The organism is Brevundimonas sp. 1080 (assembly GCF_040545985.1).
Lineage (GTDB): Bacteria > Pseudomonadota > Alphaproteobacteria > Caulobacterales > Caulobacteraceae > Brevundimonas.
In genome coordinates this window covers 251,381-264,434 of sequence record NZ_JBEPMW010000001.1, presented here as the reverse complement: position 1 = coordinate 264,434, position 13,054 = coordinate 251,381, and the positions used below count along the sequence as shown (strand labels likewise).

Genomic DNA, 13,054 nt, shown 5'->3' with positions numbered 1-13,054 from the left:
GCATCGTAAGGGCGCTTGGATGAGGGATGGTCGATTGACGCTGGTGGATTTTAGATCGCTGAAATGTAGCTGGAAGTTTCGCCAGGATAGGATGGCGGGCGTCCGTTTCAGCCCTCTCCCATTGGGAGAGGGCTTGAGCGCACGGCGGCGATAGCCGTCGTTCTGGCGCGAAAGGGTGAGGGTCGGATCGTGCGAACTGGTCCACCGCCCGACCCTCATCCGGCCCTGCGGGCCACCTTCTCCCAACGGGAGAAGGAATATCGCGGGCTTCAGTCCCGGACCAATCCGCCGTCCACGACCAGGTTCTGGCCGGTTACCGCGCGGCTCCAGGGGGAGGCGAAGAAGAGGACCGCGTCGGCGAACTCTTGCGGGGTCGTGACGCTGCGCAGCGGGGTCATGCCGGCGATGAGGTCGAAGACGGCCTCGGGCGTGGCGGCGCTGGCGTCGGTAGTGCGCAGAAGACCGCCCGAGACCATGTTGACGGTGACGCCGTCGGGGCCGAGGTCGCCGGCGGCGGTGCGGGTCAGGCTGAGCAGGGCGGCCTTGGCGGCGGTGTAGTCGTGGTAGGGCACGACCGGGTTCTGGAACAGGTTGGTGCCGATGTTGACGATGCGGCCGAACCGGGCGGCGGCCATGCCGGGCGCGGTCGCCTGGATCAGGTTCAGGGCGCCGCCCACGACGGTCGAAAACTGGCGATCCATCTCGTTCCAGCCGATGGCGGTCATTTGGGAGCGGGCGTCGCCGTTGAAGCTGTAGTCCAGGGCGTTGTTGACGACGGTGGTGACGGGGGCGCCGAAGTGGCCTTGCGCCGCCGCGACCATGGCGTCCACCGCAGCGCGGTTGGTCACGTCGGCCTGGAGAGCGAGGGCGCGCTCGCCGATCTCGGCGGCTAAAGCGTTCGCGGCCTCGCCGCTGTTCCTCCAGTTGATGACGACGCGAGCGCCTTCATGGGCGAAGGCGCGGACGCAGGCGGCGCCGACGCCGCGCGCCCCGCCGGTGACGAGGACGATCTGATCGGCGATCTTCATGGTGGACTCACGCGTTGGAGGAGGGGAGGACGTCCTCGCCCATCCAGGCGGGTTTGCGCAAGCGCACCGAGCGGCCGTCCACGGTCAGGTCGCCGTCGAGGCGGTCGATGCGCAGCAGGGCCATGACCGAACCGTCCTGCCCCGAGAGGACTTCGCCCGCGCGCAGTTCGCCCTTCAGCACCTCGGCGCCGAAGGCGGGAGGCGGGCCGTCGAAGTCCAACGGGAGCATCCGGTTCTTGATCGTGCCCCGGCGCTTCATCCGCGAGGTCGTCTCCTGGCCGACGAAACAGCCCTTCTGGAAGTCGATGCCGTTCAGCAGGTCGAAGTCGGCCTCGATCGGATAGGTCTTGTCCTGGGGCGCGTCGGCGGTCGGATCGGGCAGGCCGATCAACAGGCGGTAGGCGTCGTAGTCGGCTTCGGAGGCATCCGCAGTCGCCTCGCCATAGAGGCGGCCGCCCATCAAGGGGGTGCGGGGGTCGGGGATGAAGCCGGCGGGGGCCTCGGGCCAGGCGGCGAAGACCGGGCGGTCGTCGGCGGCGACCTGAACCTTGGCGCGCAGCTTGTACATCGACAGGCGCTGGATCAGGGCGTCGCGACGTTCAGTCGCCACATCCAGCAGAACGCCGTCAGCCTGTCCCAGAAGGAAAAGGTCGAACAGCAGCCGGCCGGGCGGGGACAGAAGGGCGCCGAACCGCAGTTCGCCTTCGGCCAGCGTCTCCACGTCTTGGGTCAGCAGATTGTGCAGGAAGGGTTTCGCCTCCTCGCCCGTGACGGAGATCAGAGCGCGGCTGTCGAGACGGGCGATGGGCATGGGGCGAAGATAGGGCCGACGGCGTGGCTTCAGAAGACGCGGCGCCGAATTTAGGCGACAGCGGCTGCCGCGTCCTCAAGGCGGGGATCGAAGGTGCGCCAGTCGCTGGCGCCCCAGGCGGTGACGCGCATGACCAGGTCGACGATGTTCATCGGCTTGGCGATGCAGTCGTCCATGCCGGCCTGTTCGTACTGGGTCAGCTGCTCCGGCAGGGTGTTGGCGGTCAGGGCCAGGATCGGCGTGCGGCCTGTCACGCCGGGCAGGGCCCTGATGGCGCGGGTCGCCTCGACACCGTCCATTACAGGCATCTGGATATCCATCAGGATCACGTCCCAGTCGCCGGTGCGGGCGGCCTCGACGCCCTGTTCGCCGTCGTTGGCGGTGGCGCAGGCGATGCCCTGTGCCGTCAACACCGCCATGACGAGGGCGCGGTTGCTGTCGTGATCATCGACATAGAGGACACGCAGGGCAGGGGCGTCCTCATTGGCCGGCGGGGCGGGCTCGGCCGCGGCCGGGCTGTCTGAGGGCACCAGGGGAACGACGTTGTCGGACGACAGGTCGATCATGTCGTTGACGACGGACAACAGGCGCTGGCCCGCGTCATTGATGCGGGCGGCCTGATCGGCCTGTTCGTCGAGCAGGCCGGCCTTGGACAACAGGTCGGAGAAGCCGATGACCGCGTTCAGCGGCGTGCGTAGCTCGTGCGACATGTCCGTCAGGAACTTCTGCCGGGCCTCGGCCATCGATGTCTTCTGCTCGGCGGCGACGCGGGCCTGTTCGGCCTCGACGCGGTCGGTCACGTCGATCTCGTTCAGCATCACGCCGAGATGGCCCGTGACGGGGTCGGTCACGGGACGAATGTCCAGATGGTGCCAGCGCACGCCTTCTCGCGTGATAATCTCGCAGACGTCGGAAATCGCTGACCCCGACAGGGCGGCCGCCAGCATGGGCTGGGCGCGCTCGGGTTCGGCGAACCTGGCCTCGAAGGGGTGCGCCGTCGAGCCGTAGGCGGCGAAGGCCGACGGGTTGGAGAAGATCGGGCGGGCTTCGCTGTCGAACAGGGTGATCAGGGTCGAGGTGTGGCGCAGGGCCTCCACCGCGCGACGCTCATCGTTTTCCACCATGATGGGCGCGGCCTCGAACAGCAGGACCGGCGTGCCGTCCGTCAGGCGATAGGTCGAGATCACCGCCGACACCGTCAGCGGTCGCCCGTGCGGATAGAAGGTCCAGTCTTCCGTCAGTGTCTCGCCATTGGCCGTCTCGCGGGCCAGACGCTCGGTGCGGGCCAGGACAGCGGGCGAGACATTGCTGAAATCACGCGCCAGAAGGGCGTCGAGATTGTCGGAGCCCCAGAGGTCAAGCGCGGCCGCATTAGCGTAGACGCCGCGCAAGGCGACCGGATCGAACATCCAGATCGGTCGTTTCAGCGCGTCCCAGGCCTGCATCGACGGCGTGCCCTTTCCAGCGACGGCGTTACGGATTCTATCGTAGCGCCAAGGGACTTAAGCTTCGGCTAAGCTTTCGGCCGATCCTGGGTTGTCACCGCATATCGCGCGACGACGCCGTCCGGCTGGAAATCGTGTTCGGCCAGCCGGTCGAGGGACATCAGAACGCGGGTCGTGAAGGCCTCCGGGTCGCCATCCTCGATGGCCGGACGCAGCCAGTCGGTGACGACGGCGCGGGCCGGATAGGTCCCGACGGGGCCGGGAATGCTGAGCGCGACCTCGATCCCTTCCGCGACCCAGCCGGCGACGGTCACGAAGAAGTCGGGCGAGGCCAGGAAGGCCGAGCGGCGCAGGACATAGAGGGTGATGACCCCATCCTCGACGCCGTCGGGGCGGACGATGACGCCGCTGCGATCGGGCCGCCAGTCGTCGGACAGCTCGACCACACGCCACAGGCAGAACCAGATGCGGCAGGTGTTCGGCCGGATCGCGTGGACCGAACAGCCAGCGCCGTCGACGCAATAGGCGCACAGCTCGCCCGTCGGCTTGGCCAGTTCCGGCAGGTTCAGCGGAATGACGCGGCAGCATTCGACGCAACCGCCGCAGGTCCGGTCGGGGAGGAGGGGCAGGCTCACCCGGCTGAACGCTCCAGTCGGGCGATGCGGCGGTCCATGTCGGCGACGACCGCTTCCAGGCGGGCCTTTTCGGAGGCCATGTCGATCGGCGTGCCGTCCTCGTAGGAAATCGTCGCGCCCTTGGCGATCAGGTCCAGTCGATAGATGGCCGTGACGCGCTGGGCCTTGAAGCGTTCGAGGGCGGCTGCTGCGGCGGGATCGGGCGTCTGGCTCATTCGCGTCGCTGTAGCGCATGGGGCCTTCCTGTGGAAACACGCGTTTGGCGCTGAACCGCAGATAGAATCCCTGTATCCGTCGACGGATGATCGGGCGGTTTCCCATCCTGTACATCGCCGAGGCGGACGCCGAGGACGCCGTGCTGTCTTCCGGCGTGCTGGCGCATCTGGTCGAGAGCCTGCCGCACGCGACCTTCACCATCGTCGGATCGGCCGCCAGTGCGCCGCTGTTCGCCGATACGCCGCGCCTGACGAAGTTGATCGTGCTGGAGCGCGAAGGCCATTTCGAATGGATCGCCCTGTGGAACCAGGTGCGGGCGACCAAATGGGGGCTGGTCGTGGACATGCGCGGCTCGGACCTGTCGGGCAAGCTGAGGCGGCACAAACGCGCGGTGCGGGGCAAGGATCAGCCGGGCCTACATGCGGTCGAGGCGGCGGCGGCGGTGCTGAAGCTGGAGCCGGACGAGATCCCGGCGCCGAAACTCTATGTCTCGGACGAGACGCAGGCCCAGGTCGAGGCGCTGATTCCGGCGACGGGCGGAGAGGGGCCGATCCTGGCGGTCGGGCCGGGCGTGGAATGGATGGGCAAGCGCTGGCCGGCCGAACGCTACGCCAAGGTGGCGGCCAAGCTGCTGGCCGACGACGGGCCGCTGGCGGGCGGGCGGCTGATGATCGTGGGCGAGGAGATCGACCGCGAGGCGGCGCACACGATCCGCTACGCCGTGCCGCGCGCGCGGGTGATCGAGCTTCAAGGCAAGCTGACGCGGCTGCAGACGGTGGCGGCCTTGTCAACGTCGGTGCTGTACATCGGGGCGGACTCGATCTGGACCCAGCTGGCCGTGGCCTCGGGCACGCCGGTCGTCGCCGCCTTCGGGCCGTCGGACGAGACCGTGCGCGGACCCTGGAAGGGGGAGACCGTGCGCGGGCCGCGGACCTATGAAGAGTTCAAGAAGCTGGATCCGCGCCTGAACCAGGCGATCCAGCATATGATGGATCTGCCGTGGGAGCGGGTGCTGAAGGCGGCGCAGCGGATGTTGAAGGCGCGGGGTTAGCACCCCTTGCATCCGCTCATCCCCGCGAAAGCGGGGACCCAGATGTTTCGTTCGCAATATTGCCGCGATAAGCTTGCGGCCCATCGACAGCGCGCCCAAAGCGCTGGGTCCCCGCTTTCGCGGGGATGAGCGGAGATATAGTAAGAGCGCATCGCTCATCCCGCAGGACCGCCGCCCCATGACCCAGACCTATGACCTGATCGTCCGTGGCGGCGAGGTGGCGAACCATGCGGGGCGGGGCATGGCGGATGTCGGGGTGGTCGACGGCAAGATCGCCTTCATCGGCGACCTGTCTCAGGCGTCGGCGGGCGAGGTCTTCGACGCGACGGGCCTGACCGTCCTGCCCGGCGTGATCGACACCCAGGTCCATTTCCGCGAGCCGGGGCTGGAGTGGAAGGAAGATCTGGAGACGGGCAGCCGCGCGGCCGCCCTGGGCGGCGTCGTCGCCGTGTTCGAGATGCCGAACACCAATCCCAACACCACCGATCCCGACACCATGGCCGACAAGCTGGCTCGGGCGAAGGACCGGATGTGGACGGACCACGCCTTCTACGTCGGCGGCACGCATGAGAATGCGGACTATCTAGGCGAGCTAGAGCGGCTACCCGGCTGCTGCGGGGTCAAGGTCTTCATGGGCGCCTCGACCGGCGACCTGCTGATCGCCGACGACGAGGGGGTGCGTAAGGTCCTGTCCAATGTGCGCCGCCGCGCCACCTTCCACTCCGAGGATGAATATCGGCTGGTCGAGCGTCGCGGTCTGGCCCGCACCGGCGACTGGACCAGCCACCCCGAGGTGCGCGACGCCGAGAGCGCCATCCGCTCGACCCGACGCCTGGTCGGCCTGGCAAAGGAGACAGGCGCGCGCATCCATGTGCTGCACGTCACGACCCGGGAAGAGATGGAATATCTGCGCTTCCACAAGGATGTCGCCACCGTCGAGATCACGCCCCAGCACCTGACCCTGGTCGGACCGGAAGCCTATGAGCGGCTGGGCAGCTATGCGCAGATGAACCCGCCGATCCGGTCGCAGGAGCATGTGGACGCGCTGTGGCTGTGGGGGATGCAGCAGGGCGTGGCGGATGTGCTGGGCTCCGACCACGCGCCGCACACCAAGGAAGAAAAGGCCAAACCCTATCCGGCTTCGCCGTCCGGCATGCCGGGGGTGCAGACGCTGGTGCCGCTGATGCTGACCCATGTGGCCAATGGGCGACTGTCGCTGGAGCGGTTCATCGACCTGACCTCGGCGGGCGCGCAGCGGGTGTTCGGCACGGCCAACAAGGGACGGATGGCCGTCAGTTATGACGCCGACCTGACCCTCGTCGATCTGAAGGCCAAGCGGACGATTACCCACGATCAGCAGGCGACGCGCTGCGGCTGGACCCCGTTCGACGGCGTCGAGGCGACCGGCTGGCCGATGGCGACCATCGTGCGCGGTCGGGTGGTGATGCAAGACGGCGAACTGATCGGATCGGCGCACGGGCGGCCGGTGCGGTTCATGGAGACGCTGTGAGGGAAACGCTCGGCCTGATCGGCTTCGGCGCCTTTGGGCGGCTGACGGCGCGGCATCTGTCGGCCGGGTTCGACATCCTGGCGCATGATCCGGCCGCGAGCGATGACGAAGGCCTCGCGACCCTGACCGATCTGGCGACCGCTGCGGCCTGTCCCACGGTGGTGCTGGCCGTGCCGGTCGAGGCCTTGGAGGCGACGCTGATCGCCATCGGCCCGCACCTGAGGCCCGACGCCCTCGTGATCGACGTGGGCTCCGTGAAGGTGAAGCCGGCGCAGGCGATGGACGCCCTGCTGCCGCCGGGCGTGCGGATCGTCGGAACCCATCCCCTGTTCGGACCGCAGAGCGGCAAGGACGGAATCGCCGGCCTGCGGATCGCCGTGTGCGAGGTGAGGGGGACGAAAGACGCCCGCCGCGTCGCCGCCTTCTGCCGCCGGGCGCTGGGGCTGAAGGTGTTTCAGGTCAGCCCCGAGGACCATGACCGCGAGGCCGCGACGGTGCAGGGCCTGACCCATCTGATCGCCCGCGTCCTGATGGCCATGGAGCCCCTGCCGACGCGCATGACCACCGCCAGCTTCGACCGCTTGATGCAGGCCATCGACATGGTCCGCCACGACAGCCCCGCCGTCTTCCGCGCCATCGAACGCGACAACCCCTTCGCGGCCGAGGTGCGGGCGCGGTTCTTCGCTTTGGCGGATGAAGCACGGGGTGGCTTAGCGTCGAACTGAGGCGCAGAGTGACAATGGGTGCTCTAGGGGAGGCTTGGCGCATGGGACTTCTGACCTTCTGTCTGAATGTCACCCTGGATGGTTGCGTCGATCATGAGGCGGGCATCGCCGATGATGAAACACATGCCTTCTTCACCCGCCTGATGGACGAACACGGGGCGATGTTGTGGGGCCGCGTGACCTACGAAATGATGGAAAGCTACTGGCCCGCTGTCGCCCGGGGCGAGGCGGACGCGCCGCCGATGATCCGCCAGTGGGCGCTCAAACTGGAGGTCAAGCCAAAGTATGTGGCGTCATCGACGCGAGCGGACTTTCCATGGACCAACAGCCGCCATATTGGCCGCGACCTTCGGACAGGCGTCCAGGCGCTCAAGGACGCAACGCCTGAAGGCGTCTTGCTCGGGAGCAGCGAACTGGCGGCCGAACTGGATCGGATGGACCTGATCGACGAGTATCAGTTTCTCGTCCATCCCCGCATCGCCGGGCGCGGCCCGACCCTGCATCAGAGTGGCTTGCCCAGCGCGCGACGGCTGAAACTGGTGTCCGCGACGCCGCTGACTAACGGGGTGATCGCCACGCATTACAGGCGTGACGGCTGACGTCGAACTGCGGCTAAAGGCCTCGGCGTCGCATCTGTTCGCCCGGTGACGCAAGCGCAGGCCGAACTCGTTGACGCTCAGCGCTTCCCATTCGCCCGAATGAACGCCGCCACATCCTGCGCCACGCCCGGCGCGAGCGGCAACGCTGGATCGGCGTAGGTCGCCAGATTGGCGGCGCGGTCGGCGGGGGCGGTCTTGAGGAGGTGGTTCACGCCGTCCCAGAGTATCAGCGTGGCCTTGGGGTCGGCGGCGGCGAGGGCTTGGGCGTCCGTGACGGTGACTTGGAGATCGGTGGTTCCCTGGCCGATGAAGACCGGGCCGTCGTAGGCGGCGAGCAGGGCGGCGGGGTCCAGCGGCAGCCACGAGATCAGATAGGGCTGGACCGAGGGACGGAACAGGGCCGCCAGCGCAGGCGGCGTGTCGGCGACGGTGCGGCCGGCCTCAAGCTCGGTCAGGACCGCGAAGGCCTGGGTCTTCAGGGGTTCGGGCATGCCGGCCTGGAGCTGTTCGCGGATCACCACGCCGGCCGGGCGACCGGCGCCGGACAGCAGGATCAGGCCGCAAATCTTGTCGTCTCCGCTCTCGACCGCCTTCAGGGCGACCAGGGCGCCTTCGCTGTGGCCGATCAACCAGGCGCAGGGCTTTCCGGCGCGCGAGGCAGCCTCCGTGGCCCAGGCGCGGGCGTCGGCGGCGTAGTCGTCGAAACGCAGCCTGGTTTCGTCGAGCCCGGCGGCGGCGCTGGCCGCGATGCCGCGCTTGTCGATGCGCACGGTGGCGATCCCCTGTTCCGCCAGGCCCTCGGCCAGCAGCCGATAGGTGGAGGCGGCGACGCCCATCGGGCTGTTCCCGTCCCGATCGGTCGGGCCGGAGCCGGGCAGGATGACGGCGACGGCCGTGGGCGCCTCGGGCGTCAGCAGCGTGCCACGCAAGGCCGCGGGCTGGGCAGGCAGGGCGATGTCGGTCGAGACCGGGCCGGCGAGCAGGCTGGCGGCGACAAGGGCCTGGGTCAGCGTCAACATTGCAGTCTCCTTTGTGGAGAGGTCAGACGAGAAACCGCTCGAATGCAATATGTCGCGGGCGCGGCGGATTGCTTTGCGCCCACCGATCGGGCTAGGGACGCGCAACTTGATTTTGAGAATGCGTATCAAAATGCCCTGCCTTCGCCGTGCCTCCGTTCTTTTGACCGCCAGCGCCCTTGCGCTGACGCTCGCCTCGCCGGCCTTGGCGCAGCAGGCGACGGCCCCGGCGGAGCTGGGCGAGATTGTGGTGACGGGGTCGCAGGTGCGGCTGACGGCCCCGGCGGCGGGCGGTCAGGTGGCGCGTGGGGGACGCATCGGCCTGCTGGGCAATCTGGGCGTGATGGACACGCCGTTCTCGACCACCAACTACACTGAAAAGCTGGTGCGTGATCAGCAGGCGCGCGGCATTGGCGACGTGCTGCAGAACGATCCGACGGTGCGGGTGTCCAAGGGGTTCGGCAATTTCCAGGAGCTGTATGTCGTTCGCGGTTTCCCGGTCTATTCGGACGACATGAGCTACAACGGCCTCTATGGCGTTTTGCCGCGCCAGTTCGTGGCGGCCGAGCTGGTCGAGCGGGTCGAGGTGTTTCGCGGGGCCTCCACCTTCCTGAACGGCGCCGCGCCGGGCGGAACCGGGGTCGGCGGCGCCTTCAACCTGACGCCGAAGCGGGCGGGGGACGCCCCCCTGACGCGCCTGACCGGGGGCGTGTCGGGCCATGACGAAATCTACGCCGCCGCCGACCTGGCTCGCCGTTTTGGCACCGAAGGCGAATGGGGCGCGCGCCTGAACATCGCCAGCCGTGCGGGCGAAAGCGCCGTCGAGGACGAGACCGGCCAACTGCGGGTCGTCGGCCTTGGACTGGACCGCCGAGGCGATCGCGCCCGGTTTTCGGCCGATCTGGGCTGGCAGGATCACCGGATCGACGCGCCCCGTCCCAGCGTGACGCCGGGAACCGCCATCCCTGACGCGCCCTCGGCCGACAAGAACTTCGCCCAGCGCTGGACCTACACCGACGAGGAACAGCTGTTCGGCGCCGTGCGCGGCGAGCTCGACCTGACCGACAGCATCAGCGCCTGGGCCGCTTTCGGCGGGCGTCAGGGCGAGGAAGACAACAGCCTGGCCAATCCGCGCGCCGATGCGGCGGGCGCGATCCGCGGCTATCGCTTCGACAATATCCGCGAGGACACGGTCTGGTCGGGCGACATCGGCGTGCGCGCCGACCTGACGACCGGCCCGATTGAACATCGTCTGGTCGCTTCGGCCTCGCAGATCCAGTCCAAGTCCAAGAACGCCTGGGCGGCGTCGAGCTTCGCCGGCTATGCGATGGGGACGCTGGCCAATCCGCTGTTGTCGCCGGCGCCGGCCATCGCAAGCGTCTCGGGCGATCTGGATGATCCCAACGTCACCGAGCGGGTCAAGAACACCAGTTTCGCCGTCGCCGATGTGCTGTCCTTCCTGGATGGACGGCTGCTGGCGACTGTCGGCGTCCGCTATCAGGAGATCGAAACCCGATCCTATGCCTATGCCGACGGCGCATTCACGTCGGGCTATTCCAGCGACGCGACGACGCCGGCCTTCGCCGTGGTCTACAAGCCCAGCGACACGATCTCGCTGTACGCCAACTATGCCGAAGCCCTGATTCCGGGCACGACCGCGCCGGCGGTGGTCAATGGCGTGACGGTGGTGAACGGCGGCGAAGTGCTGTCGCCGTTCCGCGCCGAGCAGGCCGAGATCGGCGCCAAATACGACGCCGGTTCGTACGGCGGCACGCTGAGCGTCTTCCGCACGACCCTGCCCAGCGCCTTTTTCGATCCGAATACCGCTGTCTATTCGGACGGCGGCGAGCAGGAGAACAAGGGCGTCGAGCTGACGGTCTATGGCGAACCGATCGCCGGACTGCGTCTGATCGGCGGCGCGACATGGCTGGACGCCGAGATCAATCGGTCGCTGACCGCCGCCAATGCGGGCAAGTCGGCGATCGGCGTGCCGGACTTTCAGGCCAATCTGAACGTCGAGTGGGACGTGCCGATGGTCAGCGGCCTGACGGTCGAGGGCCGGGCGGTCCATACCGGCGCTCAGCCGGGGGATGCGACGAATACGCTGGAGCTGGAAAGCTGGACCCGGTTCGACGCCGGGGTGCGCTACGCCTTCGTGGCGGGCGAAAAGCCGGTGACGCTGCGCGCGCGGGTCGAGAATGTCGCGGACGAGGATCAGTGGGTCGCCGTCGGCGGCTATCCGGGATCGAACTATCTGACGCTGGGCGCGCCGCGGACCTTGCGTCTGTCGGTCTCGACCGAGTTCTGATCCGCGCCGGCCGATGCACGCCCGGACGATCCGCGCCTGGACCTGGACGCACAAGTGGTCGAGCCTGATCTCGACCCTGTTCCTGCTGATGCTGTGCGTCACGGGACTGCCGCTGGTGTTTAGCCATGAGCTGAACGAGGCGCTGCTGCATGAGCCGTGGGCCCCCAAGAACCCAGACGGCCGACTGCTGACGCTGGACGAGGTGCTGGCCGCGGGTCTGGCCAAACATCCGGGCGAGGTTCCGGCCTTCATGAGCTTCGACGAGGATCGGCCGGTGGTGAACGTCACCAGTCGCGCGCCCGACGCCCCGGCCGGCAAATACAGTTTCGAGCCCATCGATCAGACCAGCGGCGAGGGCGCGCCGCTGGTCGCCGGTCATCCGGTGATGGAGTTCCTGCTTCAGTTGCACACCGACATGTTCCTGGGGCTGCCGGGAATGCTGTTTCTGGGCGCGATGGGGCTGTTGCTGGTCGTCGCCGTGGTGTCGGGCGTGGTGCTGTATGCGCCCTTCATGCGTCGGCTGCCGTTCGGCACGGTGCGGGTCAAAAAGGCGGCGCGGACGCGGTGGCTGGACTATCACAATCTGCTGGGCGTGGTCACGGCGGCCTGGGTGCTGGTGGTGGGGCTGACGGGGGTGGTTAACACCCTGGCCACGCCCATCCTGGCCTATTGGAAAGAGACGGCGCTGAAGGAGTTGACGGTCGCCTATGACGCCCCGGCGCCCGCGCAGGGCCGGGCCTCGCTGGACGCGGCGGTGGAGCGGGCCAAGGCGGCGCTGCCGGGCATGAAGCTGCAGTTCGTGGCGTTTCCGGGGACCGACTATTCGACCGACCATCACTATGCCGTCTTCTTCCACGGCGACACGCCGCTGACGACGCATATGACGACGCCGGCCCTGATCGACGCGCGGACGGGCGAACTGGCGGCGGTGGCGCCGATGCCCTGGTATGTGAAGACCCTGTCGCTGTCGCAGCCGCTGCATTTCGGCGACTACGGCGGGCTGGCGCTGAAGATCCTGTGGGCGCTCCTGGACATCGCCACCATCGTGATTTTGGGGTCCGGTCTTTATCTGTGGCTGGGCAAGGGGAGGCGGAGGGCGTGAGCCGTCGCCGTCACAATCCGAGGGACCTGAGCCTGTGGGCCATCTTTCGCGCGCCCATCGTCCTGTTCGCGCTCAGCCTGATCGGGCTGGTGGGCGCGCTGCTGCAGGATGGGGTGTGGGACTGGGCCTTTGCGGCCTTGCTGGCCTCGCCCATGCTGGCGACCGGCTGGGCCGTCGTCAGATCGAGAAGCTGACGCCGCAGCCGCAGCTGGAGGCGGCGTTCGGGTTCCTGACTACGAACTGGGCGCCGGCCAGTTCATCGACGTAGGCGATCTCGGAATTCTTCAGGAAGGGAATCGAGACGGGGTCGATGAGGGCGGTCTGGCCGTCGGCCTGGATGCGCAGATCGTCGTCCTCGGCCGTCTCGACCAGTTCGAACCGATACTGGAAGCCCGAGCAGCCGCCGCCGTCCACCGCGACGCGCAGCATCAGGGTCTTGCCCTCGGCCGCGCCCAGCTTGGCCAGTCGCTTGGCGGCGCTGGCGGCCAGGACGATGCCTTCCGGCGCGCGCGTGGCGACGGTGAAGGCGGGTGTGGATGGTTCTGTGGATTGGACGGTGCTCACGGCTGTCTATATGAGGCGGGCAGGGCCGTTCGCAAAGGGCCGCC

General features: G+C 68.0%; 13 protein-coding genes and 1 pseudogene. 7 read left to right on the top strand and 7 right to left on the bottom strand.

Going from position 1 to position 13,054, the window contains the following annotated elements; translation table 11 throughout:
* Nucleotides 1-269: 269 nt before the first annotated feature.
* The 5 genes from ABIC32_RS01370 to ABIC32_RS01350 form a co-directional block, all read right to left on the bottom strand.
* Nucleotides 270-1,028, bottom strand: coding sequence for a 3-oxoacyl-ACP reductase (locus tag ABIC32_RS01370; RefSeq protein ID WP_354071810.1), 759 nt, complete (start codon nt 1,026-1,028; stop codon nt 270-272).
* A gap of 7 nt (nt 1,029-1,035) precedes the next feature.
* A complete protein-coding gene (gene ygfZ / locus ABIC32_RS01365; protein WP_354071808.1) occupies nt 1,036-1,839 on the bottom strand; it encodes a CAF17-like 4Fe-4S cluster assembly/insertion protein YgfZ in 804 nt (267 codons plus the stop codon).
* A gap of 50 nt (nt 1,840-1,889) precedes the next feature.
* A complete protein-coding gene (locus ABIC32_RS01360) occupies nt 1,890-3,284 on the bottom strand; it encodes a response regulator (RefSeq protein WP_354071806.1) in 1,395 nt (464 codons plus the stop codon).
* 68 nt (nt 3,285-3,352) lie between these two features.
* On the bottom strand, nt 3,353-3,919 hold the full coding sequence (locus ABIC32_RS01355; protein ID WP_354071804.1) for a hypothetical protein: 567 nt from the start codon (nt 3,917-3,919) through the stop codon (nt 3,353-3,355).
* Nucleotides 3,916-4,134, bottom strand: coding sequence for a hypothetical protein (locus ABIC32_RS01350; RefSeq protein ID WP_039245466.1), 219 nt, complete (start codon nt 4,132-4,134; stop codon nt 3,916-3,918). Before ABIC32_RS01350 ends, ABIC32_RS01355 begins: the two co-directional genes overlap by 4 nt.
* Before the next feature lie 86 nt (nt 4,135-4,220).
* Between ABIC32_RS01350 and ABIC32_RS01345 the strand changes: the two genes are divergently transcribed.
* From ABIC32_RS01345 to ABIC32_RS01330, 4 genes are all read left to right on the top strand, one after another.
* Nucleotides 4,221-5,186 carry a glycosyltransferase family 9 protein gene (locus ABIC32_RS01345; RefSeq protein WP_354071802.1) on the top strand — a complete coding sequence of 322 codons (966 nt, stop codon included), beginning with the start codon at nt 4,221-4,223 and terminating at the stop codon, nt 5,184-5,186.
* A gap of 178 nt (nt 5,187-5,364) precedes the next feature.
* The gene (locus tag ABIC32_RS01340) at nt 5,365-6,696 is read left to right on the top strand and encodes a dihydroorotase (protein ID WP_354071800.1); all 1,332 of its coding nucleotides are present in this window, start codon (nt 5,365-5,367) and stop codon (nt 6,694-6,696) included.
* On the top strand, nt 6,693-7,421 hold the full coding sequence (locus ABIC32_RS01335) for a prephenate dehydrogenase/arogenate dehydrogenase family protein (RefSeq protein ID WP_354071798.1): 729 nt from the start codon (nt 6,693-6,695) through the stop codon (nt 7,419-7,421). Before ABIC32_RS01340 ends, ABIC32_RS01335 begins: the two co-directional genes overlap by 4 nt.
* A 41-nt stretch (nt 7,422-7,462) precedes the next feature.
* Nucleotides 7,463-8,020 carry a dihydrofolate reductase family protein gene (locus ABIC32_RS01330; RefSeq protein ID WP_199061372.1) on the top strand — a complete coding sequence of 186 codons (558 nt, stop codon included), beginning with the start codon at nt 7,463-7,465 and terminating at the stop codon, nt 8,018-8,020.
* A gap of 77 nt (nt 8,021-8,097) precedes the next feature.
* Here the strand turns inward: ABIC32_RS01330 and ABIC32_RS01325 are convergent, their stop codons facing one another.
* Nucleotides 8,098-9,039, bottom strand: coding sequence for an alpha/beta hydrolase (locus ABIC32_RS01325; protein ID WP_354071795.1), 942 nt, complete (start codon nt 9,037-9,039; stop codon nt 8,098-8,100).
* Nucleotides 9,040-9,157: 118 nt separating this feature from the next.
* Between ABIC32_RS01325 and ABIC32_RS01320 the strand changes: the two genes are divergently transcribed.
* From ABIC32_RS01320 to ABIC32_RS01310, 3 genes and pseudogenes are all read left to right on the top strand, one after another.
* Nucleotides 9,158-11,344, top strand: coding sequence for a TonB-dependent receptor (locus ABIC32_RS01320; RefSeq protein WP_502909301.1), 2,187 nt, complete (start codon nt 9,158-9,160; stop codon nt 11,342-11,344).
* Nucleotides 11,254-12,446: pseudogene (locus tag ABIC32_RS01315) on the top strand (PepSY-associated TM helix domain-containing protein). The gene ABIC32_RS01320 and the pseudogene ABIC32_RS01315 overlap by 91 nt, the downstream one beginning before the upstream one ends.
* Nucleotides 12,443-12,640 carry a hypothetical protein gene (locus ABIC32_RS01310; protein ID WP_354071793.1) on the top strand — a complete coding sequence of 66 codons (198 nt, stop codon included), beginning with the start codon at nt 12,443-12,445 and terminating at the stop codon, nt 12,638-12,640. The pseudogene ABIC32_RS01315 and the gene ABIC32_RS01310 overlap by 4 nt, the downstream one beginning before the upstream one ends.
* On the opposite strand, the gene erpA is transcribed toward ABIC32_RS01310, so the two are convergent.
* Complete coding sequence (erpA, locus tag ABIC32_RS01305) at nt 12,624-12,941, bottom strand: iron-sulfur cluster insertion protein ErpA (RefSeq protein ID WP_295208609.1); 318 nt, start codon at nt 12,939-12,941, stop codon at nt 12,624-12,626. The genes ABIC32_RS01310 and erpA overlap by 17 nt on opposite strands.
* Nucleotides 12,942-13,054: the final 113 nt, after the last annotated feature.